Consider the following 19500-nt stretch of genomic DNA (forward strand, 5'->3'; position numbering starts at 1 on the left):
CGCAAATTTTCGGGAGGCGATTTTGGAAGAGTTCAGCAACGAGGAAATAAGCCGACTTCGGGCGATTTTAGCGGGACTTTATCCCGTTCGGGCTGACGGAACACGAATTGCGGAAGATGCTGGCCTGGATATCGCGGGCGTCGATTTCAACGGCTCTGCAACAGCGATGTGGGGATCTATCCTGCGGTGGGCCAACCCCCGTCGGAAGGTTGGAAGCATAATTCAGGTTGCGTTGGTTGAAAATCCCGGTCTAGAGCCATTGATCCTTGCCGCGGAACGCAAGGCGCCGCCGAAAATCGAGGGACCAGAAGCCCAGTGGAAGGGTGGTCAGCCTGCATCATCGCTTGAGAAGATCATAGGCTCGAGAAGTACCCTGGTTGAGTTCAGCTACCTGGAACGCGGTTTGAAGGCTGGCCGATCTGTTATTCGCATCCGCCGCAATGACGGTAGCTCTGGTACGGCGTTTCTGACCGCAAACGATTTAGCGATCACTAACAATCACGTTCTTCCAGATTGTGAGGCTGCTCGAAGCGCGGTCGCGCAAGCTAATTACCAGCGCACGGTCCTTGGCACGGACGCACCAATCCAAGAATACCCTATCCTTCCGGATGTCTATTTTCAGACCTGCAAGGAAGAGGATTGGACTGCCGTGAAGGTTGGAGGGAACCCGTCGTCCACGTGGGGCGCCCTTGAGATAGATCCGATGCCCGCTATCGCGGTTGGCGATCACGTCAACATCATCCAGCATCCGGGAGGTGGGCCAAAGCAAGTATCCTTGTCGGCGAATGTCGTGGTCTACATCGGCGAGGGAAGGGTGCAGTACCTCACGGACACGCTACCCGGCTCATCGGGAGCGCCGGTGTTCGACAAAGATTGGAGGGTCATCGCGCTCCATCATAGTGGCGGATGGATTACGGAACCAAATTCTCCATCGAAAACCACGTTCTATCGCAACGAGGGAATACTGATCGATCGCATTAAGTTGGATGGCGATCGCCGATGACCACGCGAGAAGAGATCGTCAACGCGCTTGCTGACTTATACTCCGACACGAGCGATATTCGAAACGTTCTGAATAATGCCAATATCGATGATACGAAGATTAATTTAAATGGGTCGGCTTCCGCGGTTTGGAGCAATATCCTGATCTATACCGATGCTCGTGGTAAGTCCACCAGCACGTTGTTGATGTCGGTAGCGAAGGCGGATCCTACCTTTCAACCGCTCGGGAGCAGCTATGTTGCGCAACTCTATCAGCGACCAACTTTGGATCACCTATCTAAGGCTCTAGATGGTCTCTGGCTGACAGATGCCAACCTCAATAAACACGAGGTTCGGCTCGTGATGGAAGGATATAAGTCCCGGCTCGACAAAGTTGGAGGGCATTTGGAGCTACTTAGATCTTATAAGAGTATACATGATGAACTACAGCGGTTTCAGTTTCCGGTGATCGACTACCCTAGTCTTGAGACGGCCATAAGCAAGTTTGAGGGGGACGATAACAGCGGGATCGAGTTGAGATCATTTTTCGATCTTTTGGAGAAACTTTGTAACACTCTTTCCATCCTTATTGATGGACTTCCCGCCGGCAATGTCAGGAACGATGAATTGAATTGGTTCACGGATCTGGACGTCTGCCAAAAGCGATTTGGTCTTGCCCTCCAAACCGGGGCACGCGGGCAGCTCGTTGCGGATCTCGAAGAGTTGAAAGGGCCACTGCGATTTATACCAACCCGTATCGATGGAAAAATTTTTCAAACTGCTGGTAGGCTTGAGCTACAGGATCTTGCAGACGCTTTCGGCAAGATGAGCGAAATCACACAGGTATCAGCCGATGAACAGAAGCGGCTCCGCGATGCTAAGGAGGCAACGCTCAACCTGTCCGAAATCATAACTAGGCTAGTCTCTCAGCATCAGGATTGGCAGACGCTGGATGGAAGGCTGGCCGATCTGGGCGATTTGGTTCAACTCAGTGTCAGGATCGCGGACAACGCAAGTATCATCCCTGCATTCGGACGCCTCTGGAAAGGGATAAAATTCCAGCTAGACCAGCTTAAGAGGCTTGATCCCGCCGGTTCCTGGAGAGCACCAATCGAATTTTCCGCGCGGAATGTTGACGATCTCCTAGCTACGGAGAGGATAAGCACTAGGCTCAATGAAGTCTTCAGCGCGTTTCGCGAGGAGGCTTTGCAATATTTTGTGGAGGTGGACATCTCACTTCTGGCCGAGTGCAATTCTATGACGGAGATCAATAAACCTCTTGATAAAATTGTCGGGAGACTTTGATGGTCGAGTTGAACGAAGTTATATCGCCACCAGCTTCTGGTGATACCGTTCAAGCTATCAGACGTAGCCACGTTAAACTCATGTCCTTCGCGTCAGGTGGGGCCGATGACAGTTCACTACGAAAATTTATTGCACGTGTACGTCTAGCAGGGAAATCTGTCGTGGATCCTGGCGATCGGCTTTCTCTCGAACGAGTATTGAACCACTGGACAGGCGTTTTGGCGACGAGAGGGGTCGCGTCTGTAGAAGATTTCAAGAGCGCGAAGCTGATCGACTACGAGGGACCAAGTCCTGACGATCAAGTACAAGCACCAAGCGCAAAGGCGGTGTTGGACAAGGATCGCGCATATATCCGTATTTCTGCGCTTGCAAGGCAATGGAAAGCCACGAAAAGCGTGGGTTACCTGCTGAAGAGTGACGCCCTCCGCGAAGCTGAGCAATACGCGTCAGACGCCGACATTAAAGAACTTGTCGACGCGAGCAGGCGACTTCGAGCCCGCAATGGCAAGATCTATATCTATGCGACAACTGCCCTTGCCATTATCTTCGGTGCAATCGCTGCTTTTGCCTACTCCCAATGGGACCGTGCTGAGGAGGAGTCGGTCGAAAAGGGGCGCCTTCTCGCAACAAAGGACCTGCTTTTAAAGGATAACCAGGACGCCAACTACGCTCTCCAGAACGCCAACTACGCCCTCCAGGAAAGCCAAAAGGAGCTATCCAATCTATATGCTGCCCTTCAACTGAAAGCCGCGCAGAGTGAACAAAATCGAGTTGCCGAGGACGCACGGAACCGCGCCCTCTTCTCGAAATCCATCGACGCTATTGTCAGCTTGTTGAGCGACCCATCCTCAGGCATTGAGTCTTTGCCTAAGGAAATAAGAGAAGCTGTCGTTCAGGCTGGAGCAGATAAGTTGCGGACGCCAACGATGAACCAGACACAATGGAAGCCGGACTTCCGCGTTGCTGTACAAGACTATCGGTTGCCAACATTTAGTGATGCCAGTGGATCGAATGGGTATGATGAGAGGTTTACTGGGATTAACGTACCACTTCCGGGGTTGGCACCTGAGTTGGTCAAGGAAGCCTATGAGAATGGCGGGGGTCTCAAATATCTCAACCACTCAATCGTATTGAACAAAACTCTCCGATCCCCTCTGTACGCCGCGGTTAACCTGGACCGGAGTACACGCCTCGCCCTTCCTAAGGGACCCAGCCTTATCCGGGCCGACTCGCGGCTTCCCGTCGATGTGCAACCAAAACCTCTTTCTTGGCGTGCTGTTTCTGCTTCACCTCTTGCCGGACGAGAAGATATTTCTTGGGGGCCGGATCTGCAGTCCTTGGACCCATCCAAGGCGGGAGAAATGGTTGACCAGTCGGTGAACGTCGCAGTCAATTTCGTTCCGCAGTCACCATCCTTCAACAGTGCATGGAACACGTTGTCTGATTGGGTACGGGCCGCCCACAATCCTTTTGCAACCCGCGTGACGATCTTTACAGGACCAGTCTTTTCCGACGCCGACCCAATAATAGATAATGTTCAGGTTCCACAGGCATATTGGAAGGTCGCAGTATCGAAGCGCTCCGACCTCGGTCAGGTAGGCGGCACGCCGCTCGTCGTGGATGCATTTATCATGCGCGTGACTTCTGTTGCGCCTACGTTCGATCCCGCTCTGTATAGAATGCCGGTGGCGGCGATCGAGAAGCTGAGTGGCATCGATTTTGGTGAGGAGGTCAGGAAGGCAGACACGCTGAATCCACGGCTCGTCAACAAGGCTGGCCTAAGCGGTGACAAGCTTTCAAGTCTGTTGGAAAGCATTGATGACGCGGACAAGGACGACAGGCTTAGTGCGACCCAGCAAATCGTCAGTGCCATACGAGACGATGAGGTCATCGCGGGGGAGCAAACAAAAATCCTCGTTAGAATGGTGGAGAAATTATCCGCAGAAGAGTTCGACAAACTGACGCTCAATGGTCGCTACAACCTCCTCTATTTGCTTGGTCAGATACCCGCGACCAAGTGGCAGTGGCCAGAATGGAAGGATACGCTGCCAGACGTTACAGCGAGACTTCGCGCAATAAAGGAGCGCTTTGACGACGGGACGCTCGCATTAGGACCTCGCACACTGGGGCAATTGGCCTTGGTTCGGCAACTGCTGGGGGACAACGTCACCACGTCGTCTCAAGCGCGACCAAACGTGACGGTCTACCTACAATTCGCGGGACTAGTCAGGAGCGAAGCGGAAGGAATTGCGAACGGCTTGAAGGCGCTCGGTTGGAAAGTGCCGGGGGAGGAGCGCACTTCCAAGGCTCTCGGCGCCAACGAAGTGCGGTACAACGCTGACAGCGCAGAAGACAGGGCGGCGGCAATACAGCTGATTGGTGATTTCAAGTCATTGAACCACACGATGGATCCCAATCCAAAGCCAAGCAAGCTCGTTCAAAGAGGGATACTTGAGATATGGATTAGCTCATCTACCAAGGGATAGAGCCGGCGACGATTGCAGATAGGAACATGCTCGGGTAGTCGCCGCTCGCGGAGGGAGCTGCTATAGCTCACCTGCTAAATTCGAGCTTGTAGGCTGGGAGTGTCTCTGAGTGCCCTTGCTCGATGGGAAACCTCTCGGCAAGCGGCTCCATTCTCGCGTGCCAAATCCCTGCTCTTGGATCGTAGATTCCCGGCAGTGGATAGTACGAATTGATCAACATGAAATCGGCGACGTTCATGGTCGCAATCGGCAGTCGATGTGCTAACGCTGCAGCAGCAATGTGCACGTCCTGGCCGCCGCGCGATCTCCCAATCACCTTCCCGAACTTGTCAGTGGGCCGGTCCCATAAATTGCGAAGCTTGCTGTCTGCGATCAGTACGCCCATGATCTCAATCACGTCCCTGCCAGTTTCCAGGATCGGCATGCCACTTTTCATCAGTTGATGGTACCAGGCACTAAGCCTGATGGCCTTGGTTGGGCTCGTCGCGCAGACCATGGTTATTCCCATCATAAGCTCGATCAATGCACCTGCCGGCAGGTAGAACTGCTCGGTTTCCTCCAGGAAGCGTATTACCCTTAGGTCGGGATCAGGCAGGTTCGTTTCACTTATGACACAGGTATCGAGCAGGAAGGCCGTGGTCATGTGTGGCAGCTCCGTTCTGGCGGAAAGCGTGCCGGGATCATGGTTACCAGATTATAAACGGCGGAATGCGAGATTTAGCACTGGCAAGCCTGCGCGGTAAGCTGCCGAATTTGGGATGACTGAGAATCGTGCTAAGGAAATAGCGCGGAAATTGCTCAAGAGATCGATGCAAACGAAGGAAATCCTAGTTCTGGGCGATGGTGACAAGGAAGTCTTGGATTTCCTTGAGCGCGTACGGTTGGGCGGTCCTTTGCGCGTACAAATCGGCTCTGAGATCTACCTAGTGAAGGTGGCACCAGAGTCTGTAACCCCGACGGCTCGGGCATTTCTCACGGCTGGAAAAGGTCAGGGCCAATAAACTCTATTAGGCGAGAAGCTTGGGGAGATCCTTGTTCATTACAAGCATGCCGCCATCAGGAAGCTTGGTAACATCGACGAGACCGGCCCTCTCAAAGATGTACCAAATGTTTCGGTGACCCCGCGACATCCACAGCTGGATTGCCAGCAGCCGTCGGGTCATGAACCGGCAACGCTCTTCGCTCATGTCACCTGGCCATGCTCCATCGTGGAAAAGCCTATGAACGAAGTAATCGCGTTTTTCCCGAAGCCATCTCAGGTACCTTAGGTCTTCTTGGGCTATCGCATGGTCCTGAAGAATCTTAATCAAGCTGCCTAGAGTAGAGTCTTTCAGGTGTTGTCGCTTTGCTAGCAGGAGTTCCCACCGCTTTGCGTCCTCGCCTAACCTGCTCCGGACCTTGATGGCGTCACACATCTGCATGGCGGAAATTAGCGTGTCTTCGAACTGGCCGATCGCGAGATATGCGCCGGCCATTTCCTGGCAGTACCGGAACCGCGCGAAATCTCCGTCCGACATTTCATTCAGCAGTTCGATGTGCTGCGCTTTTGTAAGGTCGGGCGGGAACATGGTGTTTCTAGTCGAGTCCTCTCAGGGCACTGGCGCACTTGAAGCGCGAGTGTCACTGCGTTTCCAACCTGACGTCCTCGGCTGCGAACCAGCCATGTCCGCTCATATCCAGCCTAACGCCACTAATTGCAATATTCCCGATATTGATGCGAATGGGCCCAGTTTGTGGTCATGTCGCTCCACCACTGAAGCCCCGGTTGATCACTTTTTCCTTGAGCGTATAAATCGAATGCCAGCCGTCGGGGAGCTTGACCTTGACGTCGATCACGCTTTGGGTTGACGTGATGTCTGTGCCCGCCGACTTGATGTAGATGCTTCGCACCACTGCGGGAGCCGGCAAGTCGTATTGGGCCCACGAACTCCCATTACTTGCGTTTCCCCAAGCGCCACGCTCAAACGGATTGCCAGCCTGACCCACGCTATCGAAGGTTGCCGTCCCACCGGTAACTTGACCGGCAGCCGCATTAGTCGAGGCTCCGGCCGTCAATATAAAGAGAGCTGCAATTGCGGATCGCAAGGACGTAAAATCAGGTCGCATTTTCATACCTAAAGCTTTGGCAGCACGCCGTTGCTGCGCGGAACTGACTTCGTGCGTTCCATCGCTTCCTCGTCTGCTGCCTTTCTCTGGCTTGCGTCCTTGTCGCCAATATCCTTGGTGAAGAGATCCATGTTGATCTCGTCAAGCGTAGGCGCGGTGCCAAACACTTGGATATAGAGCTTGTCGTCGTACCCTGAGGCGGTGGTAATTTGACGGCCACCCGAGAAGTACCACCACGTTTCCAACTGGTCGTATCTCGCGTACTCGGTGGAGCCCAGGACACCGGACATGTATCCGTTCATGCCTCCACCCGACATGTCCACTTGCTTGACGCTGCTCTTCGTGTCTGACGGGTTCGAATACTTCGTGAACAGGGATCCAACGAATTGCTTGCCGTCCGGCTTCACTTCATCCTTCCGATAGCGGATCTTGCGAGTGACTTCGTACGCGGCATTACCGTTGAGCGGGGAAACAAACGCCACTTGAACGTGATCGTCGAGATTGTCGTCTTGGCGTGAGAAGCCCAGGGATGCGGTATAGCTGTTCGGCCCATCGACCTTCAGTTCAACGCCGTTGACTTTCCGGGGGTAAACTATGGTGTTTGTCGACGGGCTGCTGGCTTCATAACCAGCGGCCGACATCGCCGTCTTGACTTCATCTGGCGTCATCCCGAGCTTTACGCCCAAGATGTCAGCATTGGTCAGGCTAGACTTGAAGGGTCCGGGCTTGACGACGTAGGTAAGTGATAGGCTGCCATCTGCAGAAGCAACAACGACGGGCTGGTCGGAAGGGGGAGTTGCAGGTTGCGGATCCGGGAGGGTAGCGGCGGCGGCCTCAGGCGACGACTGCGAAGGGGTGCTGCTTGACGCAGCAGTTGTTACAGTTGCTGACGCCTCGACTTCCTGGGCGGGAGGATCTTGTTCCACGGTAGTGGGTGAAGAGACGGTTGTCTTTATCGCCGCCAACTGCGTTACCGCGCCCTCTGCGGACTCGGCTTCCGTATCATCCTGTGAAGGCTCCGCAGTGTAGGCGGTCGCTGGCGTAGCGGCCTGCGGGGCTTCCAACCCGTTTTGCGAAGTCGCCGTTCCCGGGATGGCCTTCAACACTGGCGCGTCGGCAAGCGGATCTTCGTCAGCCGATGGCTGGGCCTGCTGGGAGATTTGGCTTGAGCTAGCGACCTCGGTGGCCGGCGGATCATTTTCTTCCACGGTGGTGGGGCGAGGCGCTACTGCCGCTTGCTGGGAGCTGTCGTCATATGCAGAGGCGACATTGGAAGGGAGAGCTCCGCCGGTCTTCCTATAGAGTGCGGAGACTTGGGCGGTCGTGATCTTGCCCGTTACTGGGAATCCAGAGGATCGCTGGAACTGCGCAATTGCTTGCCTTGTCTGCGATCCGAACACGCCGTCAGGGTAGCCCGCGATAAAGCCAAGTGCGTTCAGCCGTCGCTGGATCTCGGCGCGTAGCTCGGTGCGCTCGTCAACGTATCGCGGCTGATCAGGATAACTCTCGGGTTCCCGGTATTGCTGTTGCTGGCGCTGCTGCATGCCTCGGTTGGCCGCACCTTGTATCGCGCCGCCGATAATCGCTCCAAATATGCCTCGGACAAGATCATCGTTTGCATGCGCAATTACTGGAATGCTGATGGCAACCGTCGTCATCAGCATAGAAAGATATTTTCGACCCATCGTTGCCCCCAACCTGCAACTCTAATTGGATTAATTCGCCCACGGTTTTCTAACTCCGGGACTAATGCTCGGAAAGGTCCACGCGACCTCCAAACAGGCTATCAAGTAAAAAACCCATCTAAGTTGCATTAATGTCGCGATGCCCTGACTGCAAATGCTCTTCCGCGTGGTGGTTAAAGAACATGCTAAATATCGTATGCGCGTTTTTCCGCCGCTAAACCATCATCCGTCCGACTTAAAGCTACCTAGCTTTTCGGATGCTCGCCTGCTGCTCGAATTGTGAAACAACTTGAGTGTTCTTCCTTGATGCCGACAATAGTGATGCGATACGTGTTGCCCGGGAATTTGCCTATTTTAGGTTGATGTGACAACTCTCGATCGGAAAAGTATAGAATGTCATCGAGGAAGATCGGGGGAAGCCAACATGAGGATCACAATGAGGGGGGCGGCTGCGCGACGTCTTTCCGGGTCGCTGTATAACGGCGACAGTCAGCCTCTGTCTGTTTCGAAGCCCGAGGATCGGCCGCTCGAATTGAGTGGTGGCGCTCAAACCCGCAATCCGAAACCTCTGCCAGTGAACGCCACGCCGCCGCGCTGCCGCTTTATCTTGAAATCGCCAAGGCATCGAAGATTACCCTTCCAGACTTTACGTTTCCTGCTCGGTTCGATTTCGACGACGGCGAGATGCGCCCTGATAAAGGTGTCATGAAAGTCTATTTGGAAGAAGCTTTGGTCGTTGGCCGATTGATGGGGGCACAACTGGTCTTTGACGTCACGCCTGATGGCCAGCAGTACCTCATCGAACGCGCGACCAAGCTATAGGCATTCACACTATGGACTCCGAGCAATCGCTCTCCAAGCAGCCTGGGGCGTTTCTGCACAGTGATGCTCTACCCTCCTGGGTCATCTTGGCGGGGTTGAGCGATCTAAAACGCATTGAGCTATGCCAGTACATCGTGGGCATTCAGGAAACCTCGCTTGCAAACTTTGCGGCTGGAAAAGCTGCAGACATTTTTAAGAAGGCTTCAGGGAAACCGCGCAGGCGTGGTCAGTTTTACGATCGACTTCAAGATTTAGCTGGACGGCTTGCTGCCTCAGAAGTCACTGATCAAGTGCTTCGCGAGCGGCTTTGGGTGGAGGTGCAGAAAGCTCTGGGTCTCACGCCCATGCATCCGCTTTCGAGCAGGTCGGCCCGGTTATGCTGCGATGACGTCGGGCTCAAGGCTGCGGCTGTCGTAAAGCGCCCAATCGAAACACGCCGCGACGACTTTCGAAGTCGATTGGCGCAGATACTCGTCAAGCCGCCAGGGATGGGCTTTGGCTCGCTTGTGATTGCTCAGGCACAGGTGACGGTGAGGGCGCTGCAACAGGGCATTGAACTGGGCCTCTTCACGGATGATGAGCGTCAGGATCTCTCGGCAAGAGTTCGACAATATTTATCCGAGCATCCTGACGCATCGCACGACCTCGCGCTTAGTGAAGTAGCCAAGAAGGGGGATGGAGCGATCCTGGCGCTGCTTGCGTCTAGCGGGTCTATGCTCGGTATTGGATTGGGCGTGAATCTCGCGGGATTCAGCGCCTACATTTTCGCCGCGCAGGCCGCCGCCTTCATTCCATTGGTCGGCGGGTCAACTGTGGTATCCACGCTTTTTATGCTAGCGAATCCTTTGTTTAGCGTACCTATTCTGTTGGGCGGAGCGGCCCTTGCCCATAAGCATGTCCGAGGCGCAGCAGCTTCGAGGCTGGCTGCTGAACTCTGCGTCCAGCTGGGGCTGAGGGGAATGGGTGCGGACAAGCCCGGGCTCTATCGCATGCTAGATGAATTTCGGTCGCTGAGGCCACGCATCGGCGTCGGATCCGACGCCGACGATGCGAGGCCAGCGTCCCTGATGTATCCGGGCACAACAGGGCCTTCCGACAAGGCGTTCGAGCGGTTCGCGTTCGATCGCGGCGACGCGTCGGAGGTTGGTGTTGTTGCAGGCCTGACCGCCGCTGACTTGCTCTTCAATATATCCTCGATCGATCCAATGGTCGTGAGGGCCGCCGATTTCTCGCGGGTTGATGATATCGTAGGTGCGTTTTCGTTCTCGGTATTCGCTAGCCGTATGTCTGAGATGCAGGGTGCCGCCGCGAGAGGAGCGGAGAGCAGCCTCCGTGGATATATCTCGGAGCAAGTCGTGGCGCTTCGACTTTCCGAGTTGGGTCACGTCGTGTCGTTTCCCGCGACTGCAAACAATCCAGGCTACGACTTGCTGGTCGATGGTCACCCCTTTCAAGTTAAATGCTTGCTGGGCTTGGAGGGATTGCGGGAGCACTTTTCCAAGTATCCCGACATGCCGGTGTATGCCAACAGCGACCTACTTGATGCCGTGCTTTCCAGTGGCGAGAGCTGGGTCAGCAAGGTCTTCTTTATCGATGGCTACGATCACGCCATGGCGGACCTGATAATGAGAACGGCCGTCGATGCTGGTGACGCGCTAGCCGATTTACATGTGCCGCACATCTCCGTGGCATCGTCCTCTATACGTCACCTATACCGCTGGTGGCGTGGGAAGATCGCCTTGCGTGATATTCCGTTCTCAATCGGCTTGGATGGGTCAATTAAAGCGGGGCTCGCCGCGGCAGGCGGCCTTTCCGGCAAGCTTCTTGGCTTGGCGGCCTTTGGACCAGCTGGCGCGGTGATACTGGGCGGCTTGGGAGGCGTAGGCTCCTTGTTGGGCGCGAAGCATGCAAGGCAAGGCGTAGAGAGGCTGTTGGCGAGTGAATGGCTTGCGGAACTCGACCTGGCAGCGCGAGCTTTCGTGAACGCTTTGGATCGTGAATTGGAGGTCAGGGCCCATCTGCTTCGCGAAAAACGGAGCGCTCTGATTGCAATCCCTGCGCCAGGCTGGGAAATCGCGAGGATTGACGACAAGATCATTTCTGCTGGCGAGGGTCGCGCCGAGGTCACCCAGGCGCTAGATGCTTTTTCGCAACCTTCCGTGGCGCGGCGACTACTGGAACTGATGGGGCGCCATGCGATCCATCCTAAATCTGTCCAACATGAGCTAGCGCATCTTTTGGCGGTGCTTGGCGAAGAGCCGACTGCAACCGAGACAGTTGCGAGTGGTTCGAAGATGGCGGTTCGCGGTATCCGACACCTCCTAGACAAAGCAAGGTCGCCGTCACGATGAGCTGACATTCTCTCGCGCCGCCTTTCGAATGAACGACGTGAAAGCAGCGAAACTCGCCGATTGGTGTCTGGCCCTGGGATAGTAGATATGAAGGCCGTCATACGACGGCGTCCATTCTTCGAGCAGGGGTACAAGGGCTCCTTTTTCCAGGTACGGCCTGGCCGCCCATTCGCTGAGAAATGCAATCCCGCTATCGAGCGAGGCTGCCAGCGCCGCCATCCGGGAATTGTCAAACGACAGCCTCCCTCTAGCATCCACGACAAAGCTCTCCCCGTGTCGCTGGAATTCCCATGGAAGCGGTGCCCCACTAGGCAGTCGCTGCCTAATGCACTCGAAGCTGGAAAGCTCGGCTGGTGTGCTTGGTTTTCCATTCGTTTGAAGGAATCGAGGCGATGCCACTATGAGGTGTCGCTGCTGCGTTCCCAAGGGGATAGCTATCATGTCCTGGGGTATTGCCTCCAAGAGGCGCACCCCCGCATCGAAGCCATCCCGGACAATATCTATCAGTCTACCCTCGGTGCTTATCTCAAAGGTGATGCCTGGGTACGCCTCTGAAAACTCGCCGGCGACCAGCGGCAAAAGCAATTCCGCTCCAGCTTCGCTCGTGTTGATGCGGATGTTGCCCGCCGGCGCTTCCACCTGATCAAGCACTTCCGCGGCTGCATTTTCTATAGCCGCAAACGCTGGCTCGACCCTCGCTAGAAATGCTTGCCCCGTGGCTGTCAGCGCGACGCTTCTCGTCGTTCGGCTAACCAGTTGGGCGCTTAACTTGGCTTCCAATTGGGATATGGAATGGCTCAGCGCCGATGGAGAAACTCCAAGATTACGAGCTGCCGACCGAAAGCTGGCTGCCTTGGAAAGGGCGATAAATGCTCGGAGCTCCGCGAGCGAAGGCGTTTCCATTGTTCAATTTTGCTCAACTAGCTGTAAAGTGTTGTCCGCATTCTCTTCACATCCACCCAACTCTATATCCTTTTAAGAAACAAGAGGAGAAAACCATGAGCTTGTTCAAGACCCGCTACGGTTTCGAAACGACAGCAGCCGAAGTCGCCAGCGACGTCGACCTGAATGGGAAGACAGTAATTGTTACTGGCGGCGCCGCCGGGATCGGCCTGGAGACGACACGAGCGTTGGCGAATGCAGGCGCAAATGTGATTGTTGCAGCACGCCGGCCAGATGCTGCGAAGGAGGCGATCGGGCAGTTGGAGCAACGGCCTGGCAGAGATGCAATTGAAGTACGGCCCCTCGATCTCGCGAGCCTGGAAAGCGTCAGCTCGTTTGTGGACGGCGTTTCGGGACCGGTACATATCTTGGTGAACAACGCAGGAGTCATGGCTGTGCCGGAGCTGGAGCTTACCGGCGATGGTTTCGAGCTGCAGTTCGCGACCAATTTCGTTGGTCATTTCGCGCTAACAACAGGCCTGCACCGACGGCTCGCAGAGGCTAGCGGTGCTCGAGTTGTCTCCTTGAGTTCGAGTGGACACCTGTTCTCACCGGTTTACTTTGATGATCCTGACTTCAAATTCATCCCGTACACTCCGTTTACGGCATACGGCCAAGCAAAAACGGCTACTGCACTCTTGTCCGTAGGCGTGACCCAGAGATGGAAGGACGACGGCATCACGTCGAACTCGCTTAATCCAGGAGCGATTGCCACGGGGCTCCAGAAATTCACTGGTGGCCTGAAGACGCCGGTTGAGAAGCGCAAATCACCGGAGCAAGGAGCCGCAACTAGTGTATTGTTGGCGTGCTCGCCGCTGCTCGACGGCATCAGCGGCCGTTACTTCGAGGATTGCAACGAGGCGCCCGTCGTCTCCAGGCGTCCAAAAGATTTCAGTGGCGGTGTCGCCGCCTACGCGGTCGATGATGCAAACGCCGAACGCCTGTGGGAAATGACCACTAGCCGCATAGGTATGTGACTGCTGACTTGAAATGCGCTCCCGGACATTTCTGCCCGGGAGCATTTTTGCGTCAGCGCGATCCAGGGCGCAGTTGGGTGATGCTGCCCCCTCCCAACTGGATTTTGTCGAAGAAGCCGCTGACAAGATCCTGAGCCGAAGCGACACCCGTTCCGGCCTTGTCTATTTCACTCCATCGCGCCTCGGCGGCCTCGGCGTCGTACGGCCTGTCGTTTGCTTCAGCGAGGCGCTGTTGGCCCGCAAGGTATTCGGATTTATACCAGAGCTCGATGAAACTGACTCACGGGATTCCGTTTCCGCGCAAATCATGATTCAACATGGCGGAAGGAGATTTCGCCATGGGAACGGCACTGAATATTCGTCAGGACTTCACCGCCGATGACCTGCGTTGGCTTGCCAGACAAAGCCGGGACGCGGATTGGTCCCGCCGGTTACTTGCGTTGTCGGTGATCTATGACTGTGGGTCGCGCAGCCAGGCCGCCTCTATGGGCGGGGTAGGCTTGCAGATTATTCGCGACTGGGTCGAGCGTTTCAATCAGCAAGGTCCAGATGGCCTGAAGACCGGGAAGGCCAAGGGGCGAGAGGCATTGTTGACCGACAGCCAACGCAAGGCACTTATCGAGGCGGTTGAAAAAGGTCCTGTCCCCTACCTCGACGGCGTCGTGCGCTGGAGACTTGTTGATCTGGTTCAGTGGCTGTGGCAAGAGCATCGCATCTTGGTGAGCCGCCAAACGCTTGGGCGCGAATTGAATGCGATGGGCTATCGTAAGCTCACCGCCAGACCGAAGCATCATGCTCAAGACCCTCAAGCCATTGAGGCGTTTAAAAAAACTTCCCCGCCGCAGTGGCAGAAATCGCCGACGGAGAAGCCCGAGGAAAGCGAATAGAAATCTGGTTCCAAGATGAGGCCCGGATCGGACAGAAGAACAAGCTCACACGCCGTTGGGCCAGGCGTGGAACACGACCGTCAGCACCGCACGATCAGCGCACCAGATCGGCCTACATCTTCGGGGCAATCTGCCCGAAGCTTGGCAAAGCGGCCGCTCTCGTCATGCCCTGGTGCGACACACATGCCATGACCCAGCATCTGGCCGAAATATCTCGCCATGTCGCCGATGATGCACACGCCATCCTCATCATGGATCAGGCAGGGTGGCACATGTCCAATAAACTCGCTGTCCCCGGCAACATCACCATCCTGCCGCTACCACCAAAATCGCCGGAACTGAACCCGGTTGAAAACCTCTGGCAGTTCATGCGCGAGAATTGGCTATCAAACCGCGTCTTCAAATCTTACGACGATATCGTCGATCACTGTTGCGACGCCTGGCGAAAACTCGAGACCCAGCCGTGGCGCGTCATGTCGATCGGGCACCGAAAATGGGCAAATGGGTTCTGATCATTGAGCGCTGGTATTAGTAACGGTCCCGTCCTTGTCACTGTCGGCCCAATCCAGTGCCTGCTTGGCCATTCGATCCTTGAAATTGGCGAGCATCGCGTCTTCGCCCTGCATCGACCCTGCAGCCGTGGCGGCGGTGGGTTGTTGTGCAAGCCGGGGCATCGCAGCTTGTTCCCCCGGTGCTTGTGAACGCTGTGCCTTTGGCATCATCAGGCTGTAGATCGAATTATCGTTCGTGACTTTCATGAAAATGGAATCCCTTTAAAACCCCTACGAGTACATTCGTGCTCGACACGCCTCGCGCGAAGCTTGCCGATTTGTTGAGGCCTAAAGGAAAAACTTTCTCCGGCAATTTCGGCAAAGTTCTTTTTGGTCCCTGCAGCTCTTTGTTTGTCAACAAATCACCCGCCAAACAAAGGGATCAATCAAATGTTCTTCAAGTCTATCATGTACCTCGCAACCACCGCAGTTCTGGCAGGGGGCGGCTACATTGCCCTAAAAAATGCCGCACCCTCCGCCGCCGCCAAGATCAGCGGTATCGTCTACGAGAACATTCTTGGGTGGGATGACGCTGCCTGCGAGGAGAACCCCCTTGGCTGCCTGACCAGCCGCTACACCACGCTGCAGAAGCTGGAGAAGCAAGTCGGTGGGCTAGTGGAAGCTATCCGCGCTCAAAAAGACCGCATCACTGCATTGGTCGACGAGCAGCAGATGCTTGTGGCAAAGAACGCATCCTTCCTTGAGGAGGGCAAGGTGGTGTTCAAGGCAAGTTCGCCCCAGCCTGAATCTCCGATCACATTTGCAGGCAAGACATATCCCAACGCGAATACGTTCCGCCAACAGCTGGCACTCCTTTTCCAGGAGAAGGCCGGATTGGAGGCCAGCCTTTCAAATGCGATGGGGCTCCAGAAGAAGCTGCAGGAACGCCTCGATGGCCTATTGGTCCAGTCTGGCGATATCACGCTAGCGAAGCGGATGCTGCCGGCACAGATCGAACTCGTGAAGGCAAACATCACGCTCGCGGACTTTGGTAGCAGCGTTGCTGCCATCGACAGCGTCATCAAGGGCAGCGAGACCGGCCTCAAGGAGACGGGCCTCCTCATCCGAACCACCAAGGACCTAATGGAGGGAAGCGCCAATACTGCAACTGCGCCACAGGTCTCAAATAAGGCGTTCGACGAATACCTCGCCCGGTGACAACAGGAATCGATTGGATATTGTTATCCAATCGATTCTACTTACAAATGAAAATTTGTATTCTGTCCACGGGTCGACGCTGTTTGGGTGATGTTGATCAGGCAGAGCAACTTTGGGGAATAAACCGTGATTAAGAAAAGACTTTTCAATCTGTTAGGGGCAACCATCCTCGCAGGGACAATGTTCGGCGGCTCAGCGGGGGCGCAGGAAGGGCCCTCCAACGACGAGCTATCACGTAGAATGGACACGCTTGAAGCGAAAGTCGATGCGCTCATCGATATGATGGGAAAGAAAGAGGCGACCCCGACGGCGCCGTCAACGTCTTCTGCGAGTAAGGAGCGGGCCACGGTCGATACGACCAATCTGGTGCCCGGTCTTTTTCTGGATCTGTACCGCCTTCCATTCTCGGAACGGCTAGATTCTTCTACCGTGGGAGCCGCAATTGCCTCGGAGCCTGTGAGTGCCCCGAGTCGCTTTGAATACAACGCCTTCTCGGGAATTTCTGGGATGTCCCAGTACCGTTCCGATGCGGAGAAGAAAGTCGTCCTAAACTGGACGGGTTATCTCCAAGTCAAACAGGGAGGTGAATATGTGCTTCAAGCGGAAATCTTAAAGGACGGGTTTTCCAACGCTGGCAGCTGCGTGGCATCTCTTCAGCTAGACGACCAGCAGATCCTAACCGCGAAGATTATCGTACCTCCTACCGTCATAGTCGATGGCAACAGCGATCAAGGAAGCTCTCAGCGGCGTGTTGGGCTGGAGCAAGGCCTGCATAAGTTCTCTCTTTGGAGCTATTGTAGCGGGAGAGACATTAACTTCGGTGCCGTCCACTTCCCCTTAAAAATTAAAGGCCCCAGCGACCGCGCATTGAAGGAGATCAGTGCCGATCTTCTACTGCGCGAAGACGCGTGATCCTTCGAGTGACAAGATCAATAATTCAGGGTGCGCACTTCGTGTGAAGAGTCCATCCTCATGAGGAGAAAGTGAATGCGAAATCTTTTAAGGAAAACGTTCATATCGTTGCCGGTTCTTTTGGCTGTCGCGCACATCAACTCGGCACATGCACAAGATACTAACCGGATCGACCAGCTTGAAAAGCGTGTGGGCGGCATTGAGACTAAACTCGACGCCCTGATTGAGCTCATGAGTAAAAAAGAGGATTCCAGCCCATTCAATCCAAACTCACCGACCAGCGCCAACAACACTGGAGGCGAGCACACTGTGGAGAGCCACCCTTCTTCACCTTCGAACTTGGTACAAGGCATTAACCTTGACGTTTATTCCCTATCGGGCGGGCCTAATGACAAGCTTCCTACGGCTCCGGTAAGTTTTCCGGCGGGCTCAGCAATAATCGGATCGAAAATGCCATTCAACCTGGCGGCTTTCGAGAAGGTTGATGGATTGTCGCAGTATGCCAACCCCTCGAACAAAACCATTGGCCAGTATTTCTGGGGCAACGTTATGTTGCCGGAAACCGGTGAGTATGCCTTTCAGGCTGCCATGGTGAAAACGCCTGGGAACAGAACCCCTCGGGAGTGCGTAACCTCCGTGCTAGTTGATGATACTATCGTTGCCACCACGAGTACTGAAGTAAGGTTTTATGAGGCCACTAGCAGCTCGGAAAATGGTATCGTCAGCCTGCAAGGCGGTATGCACAAAGTCGGCGTTTGGTCGATTTGTGATCGAACGGGCTACGCTGACACGCTTTCCGTTTCTCTTGGCGTGAAGGAGCCAAAAGACAGATCTCCTAAAACCATCGACTCGTCCAGGTTCCTGGTTGAAGGTTAATCCAATGGCCACCCGTCAAGGAGAATACGGCGAGAAGCATTGGTTCGGCTACGGTGGATGGCGCGTCCTTTACCGCGATATCATGCGGCTGGCCGCCATCGAGGTTCGGGTGCTTATTGATGGGCTTTCATCCAGCGAACCGGATGTTTCACGAGAAGTTCGCGCTTTTCTCGAGAGACTTGGACGCGCCATGAAGGAACGGCAGGGCTCGAGCAGCAAGTGGACCTATGGGATATCCTTGCTTGGCGATGTCGAAGAGTTGGTTACGATGATCGAGGGAGATCCTATCTTGAACGGCAACCCGGACCGAAGGAATACGGCACCGGAGGCTGCGTTTTGGGTGATCTTTCCCCGCTTTCTGAATAGGGCTCGCCAGCGGCAAGGCGGCACCTCTCCTCATCGTGTCGCGATGTGGGAACGCATGGATCGTGAGAGCCGCCAGATTGCAAGCTCACATGAAAGGGCAGGGCGCCGCGTCGATAGGATGTCGATTGAGCATATCCTTGAAGTCAAGGCGCGGTGCTTGGAGAAGTGGCCGACGGACAAGAACGTGAATGTCGACCTGCCCACCTTTCGCGGTTACTTCGAGGAATTTTGCGAAGATGCCCGCGAGGCATTCGATCCCGACGCCCCAAATGTGTCGACGGATCGATACCAGAGCCTTGTTCACGATACAGGCGTCAAGCCAGCTGCGCGGGTTTGCCTGGATCGCTTGTCTCGGCATGACCAATCTCTGTGGGACGCCTTTTTGGTGAAGCTGGACATGCACCCGCGGATCACACTTACGCTAGCGCCTTATGCCCAGAGCATCGGGGTCAGCCGGTATGAGATTGAGCAGCGGTACAGCGCTGCGGCTACCATGATGAAAAAGTGCGTCGAGGCTTCACTTGACCTGCTGCTAAGGAGATAGCCATGGATAGGCTTGAACTTGCCGCACTGGCGGCTGCGCTCGAACAGCAAGTAGACACTGATACTCTTGGGGTGATCACCGCCGATCGTATTCGCGAAGCGTTGACGACCGGGCCAGATTTTTCCGCCGAGGAGCAGAGGCTGCTCTGGTTCTCACCGGACGTGAGGGAGAGCTATTTTTCGATCCGCGAGACGCTTGACCGGGAAATGCAGGACCAGCTTCACGTCGATGGCTTTGGCGAAGGACTGAGTTTGCGGGCTGCGAGCAGCACTAGCGACGTAGAGACGCTCGAGGGCAAAGGCTATGTACTTACGATTTTCCACGACGAGATCGGCGGCCAGCATGAGTGGTCCTTGTCCCTCCAGCTCGACGAAGCTTTCCGCTCAAAGCTTTTCACGAAGACCGTAATTCGGTTCTACGACAGTGGGGGCGTCACGTGGCTGAAGGGCACTCCGGATCAAATCGGGCAGATTGGCGGGCTGTGGGAGTATCCCAACGAGACACCACTGGACCGGGCAGCAAAATATCAGCTCTTCGTCGGCATTTGACGA

At 55.2% G+C, this 19500-nt stretch carries 17 protein-coding genes; 11 read left to right on the forward strand and 6 right to left on the reverse strand.

Features of this window, described 5'->3' with window-relative positions:
- Positions 1-22: 22 nt before the first annotated feature.
- From ACODR6_RS20745 to ACODR6_RS20755, 3 genes are read left to right on the forward strand one after another with little or no spacing between them, the layout of a single operon-like run.
- Positions 23-1003: a trypsin-like peptidase domain-containing protein gene (locus ACODR6_RS20745; RefSeq protein WP_489024122.1), complete on the forward strand. Its 981-nt coding sequence runs from the start codon at positions 23-25 to the stop codon at positions 1001-1003.
- The gene (locus tag ACODR6_RS20750) at positions 1000-2286 is read left to right on the forward strand and encodes a hypothetical protein (RefSeq protein WP_489024124.1); all 1287 of its coding nucleotides are present in this window, start codon (positions 1000-1002) and stop codon (positions 2284-2286) included. Before ACODR6_RS20745 ends, ACODR6_RS20750 begins: the two co-directional genes overlap by 4 nt.
- Complete coding sequence (locus ACODR6_RS20755; RefSeq protein WP_489024126.1) at positions 2286-4772, forward strand: DNA/RNA non-specific endonuclease; 2487 nt, start codon at positions 2286-2288, stop codon at positions 4770-4772. Before ACODR6_RS20750 ends, ACODR6_RS20755 begins: the two co-directional genes overlap by 1 nt.
- A 67-nt stretch (positions 4773-4839) precedes the next feature.
- Here ACODR6_RS20755 and ACODR6_RS20760 read toward each other — a convergent pair whose 3' ends face one another.
- From ACODR6_RS20760 to ACODR6_RS20775, 4 genes are all read right to left on the reverse strand, one after another.
- Positions 4840-5415 carry a PIN domain-containing protein gene (locus tag ACODR6_RS20760; RefSeq protein WP_489024128.1) on the reverse strand — a complete coding sequence of 192 codons (576 nt, stop codon included), beginning with the start codon at positions 5413-5415 and terminating at the stop codon, positions 4840-4842.
- 364 nt (positions 5416-5779) lie between these two features.
- Positions 5780-6340, reverse strand: coding sequence for a hypothetical protein (locus tag ACODR6_RS20765; RefSeq protein ID WP_489024130.1), 561 nt, complete (start codon positions 6338-6340; stop codon positions 5780-5782).
- A 169-nt stretch (positions 6341-6509) separates the two neighbouring features.
- Positions 6510-6878 carry a hypothetical protein gene (locus ACODR6_RS20770; protein ID WP_489024132.1) on the reverse strand — a complete coding sequence of 123 codons (369 nt, stop codon included), beginning with the start codon at positions 6876-6878 and terminating at the stop codon, positions 6510-6512.
- A gap of 8 nt (positions 6879-6886) precedes the next feature.
- Positions 6887-8563 (reverse strand): peptidoglycan-binding domain-containing protein, encoded by a 1677-nt coding sequence (locus ACODR6_RS20775; protein WP_489024134.1) that lies wholly within the window; start codon positions 8561-8563, stop codon positions 6887-6889.
- A gap of 833 nt (positions 8564-9396) precedes the next feature.
- Here ACODR6_RS20775 and ACODR6_RS20780 point away from each other — a divergent pair.
- Positions 9397-11736 carry a hypothetical protein gene (locus tag ACODR6_RS20780; protein WP_489024136.1) on the forward strand — a complete coding sequence of 780 codons (2340 nt, stop codon included), beginning with the start codon at positions 9397-9399 and terminating at the stop codon, positions 11734-11736.
- On the opposite strand, the gene ACODR6_RS20785 is transcribed toward ACODR6_RS20780, so the two are convergent.
- On the reverse strand, positions 11728-12639 hold the full coding sequence (locus ACODR6_RS20785; RefSeq protein ID WP_489024138.1) for a LysR family transcriptional regulator: 912 nt from the start codon (positions 12637-12639) through the stop codon (positions 11728-11730). The genes ACODR6_RS20780 and ACODR6_RS20785 overlap by 9 nt on opposite strands.
- Positions 12640-12734: 95 nt before the next feature.
- Between ACODR6_RS20785 and ACODR6_RS20790 the strand changes: the two genes are divergently transcribed.
- Both ACODR6_RS20790 and ACODR6_RS20795 read left to right on the forward strand, forming a co-directional pair.
- Positions 12735-13655: an SDR family NAD(P)-dependent oxidoreductase gene (locus ACODR6_RS20790; RefSeq protein WP_489024140.1), complete on the forward strand. Its 921-nt coding sequence runs from the start codon at positions 12735-12737 to the stop codon at positions 13653-13655.
- Positions 13656-13993: 338 nt separating this feature from the next.
- Positions 13994-15054, forward strand: a protein-coding gene (locus tag ACODR6_RS20795; protein ID WP_489024142.1) for an IS630 family transposase whose coding sequence is annotated in 2 segments (ribosomal slippage) — positions 13994-14486 and positions 14486-15054 — 1062 coding nt in all. Because the reading frame shifts where the segments join, the coding sequence is not laid out codon by codon here.
- Here the strand turns inward: ACODR6_RS20795 and ACODR6_RS20800 are convergent.
- A complete protein-coding gene (locus ACODR6_RS20800; RefSeq protein WP_489024144.1) occupies positions 15055-15300 on the reverse strand; it encodes a hypothetical protein in 246 nt (81 codons plus the stop codon).
- Positions 15301-15483: 183 nt separating this feature from the next.
- On the opposite strand from ACODR6_RS20800, the gene ACODR6_RS20805 reads away from it, so the two are divergent.
- The 5 genes from ACODR6_RS20805 to ACODR6_RS20825 all read left to right on the forward strand — a co-directional run bounded on the left by ACODR6_RS20805 (position 15484) and on the right by ACODR6_RS20825 (position 19497).
- On the forward strand, positions 15484-16251 hold the full coding sequence (locus tag ACODR6_RS20805; RefSeq protein WP_489024146.1) for a hypothetical protein: 768 nt from the start codon (positions 15484-15486) through the stop codon (positions 16249-16251).
- Positions 16252-16377: 126 nt separating this feature from the next.
- The gene (locus tag ACODR6_RS20810; protein WP_489024148.1) at positions 16378-17163 is read left to right on the forward strand and encodes a hypothetical protein; all 786 of its coding nucleotides are present in this window, start codon (positions 16378-16380) and stop codon (positions 17161-17163) included.
- A gap of 75 nt (positions 17164-17238) precedes the next feature.
- Positions 17239-18039, forward strand: coding sequence for a hypothetical protein (locus tag ACODR6_RS20815; RefSeq protein ID WP_489024150.1), 801 nt, complete (start codon positions 17239-17241; stop codon positions 18037-18039).
- Between the two features lie 4 nt (positions 18040-18043).
- A complete protein-coding gene (locus ACODR6_RS20820; RefSeq protein ID WP_489024151.1) occupies positions 18044-18949 on the forward strand; it encodes a hypothetical protein in 906 nt (301 codons plus the stop codon).
- 2 nt (positions 18950-18951) lie between these two features.
- Positions 18952-19497, forward strand: a complete 546-nt coding sequence (locus ACODR6_RS20825) for a hypothetical protein (RefSeq protein ID WP_489024152.1) — start codon at positions 18952-18954, stop codon at positions 19495-19497.
- The last annotated feature ends 3 nt before the right edge of the window (positions 19498-19500 follow it).

The organism is Rhizobium sp. FG96, assembly GCF_057808655.1.

Excerpts from the sequence above, each read along its gene's own strand:
- ACODR6_RS20750 (WP_489024124.1), top strand. The coding sequence starts at position 1,000 with ATGACCACGCGAGAAGAGATCGTCAACGCGCTTGCTGACTTATACTCC.
- ACODR6_RS20755 (WP_489024126.1), top strand. The coding sequence starts at position 2,286 with ATGGTCGAGTTGAACGAAGTTATATCGCCACCAGCTTCTGGTGATACC.
- ACODR6_RS20760 (WP_489024128.1), bottom strand. The coding sequence starts at position 5,415 with ATGACCACGGCCTTCCTGCTCGATACCTGTGTCATAAGTGAAACGAAC.
- ACODR6_RS20765 (WP_489024130.1), bottom strand. The coding sequence starts at position 6,340 with ATGTTCCCGCCCGACCTTACAAAAGCGCAGCACATCGAACTGCTGAAT.
- ACODR6_RS20770 (WP_489024132.1), bottom strand. The coding sequence starts at position 6,878 with ATGCGACCTGATTTTACGTCCTTGCGATCCGCAATTGCAGCTCTCTTT.
- ACODR6_RS20775 (WP_489024134.1), bottom strand. The coding sequence starts at position 8,563 with ATGGGTCGAAAATATCTTTCTATGCTGATGACGACGGTTGCCATCAGC.
- ACODR6_RS20780 (WP_489024136.1), top strand. The coding sequence starts at position 9,397 with ATGGACTCCGAGCAATCGCTCTCCAAGCAGCCTGGGGCGTTTCTGCAC.
- ACODR6_RS20785 (WP_489024138.1), bottom strand. The coding sequence starts at position 12,639 with ATGGAAACGCCTTCGCTCGCGGAGCTCCGAGCATTTATCGCCCTTTCC.
- ACODR6_RS20790 (WP_489024140.1), top strand. The coding sequence starts at position 12,735 with ATGAGCTTGTTCAAGACCCGCTACGGTTTCGAAACGACAGCAGCCGAA.
- ACODR6_RS20800 (WP_489024144.1), bottom strand. The coding sequence starts at position 15,300 with ATGAAAGTCACGAACGATAATTCGATCTACAGCCTGATGATGCCAAAG.
- ACODR6_RS20805 (WP_489024146.1), top strand. The coding sequence starts at position 15,484 with ATGTTCTTCAAGTCTATCATGTACCTCGCAACCACCGCAGTTCTGGCA.
- ACODR6_RS20815 (WP_489024150.1), top strand. The coding sequence starts at position 17,239 with ATGCGAAATCTTTTAAGGAAAACGTTCATATCGTTGCCGGTTCTTTTG.
- ACODR6_RS20820 (WP_489024151.1), top strand. The coding sequence starts at position 18,044 with ATGGCCACCCGTCAAGGAGAATACGGCGAGAAGCATTGGTTCGGCTAC.
- ACODR6_RS20825 (WP_489024152.1), top strand. The coding sequence starts at position 18,952 with ATGGATAGGCTTGAACTTGCCGCACTGGCGGCTGCGCTCGAACAGCAA.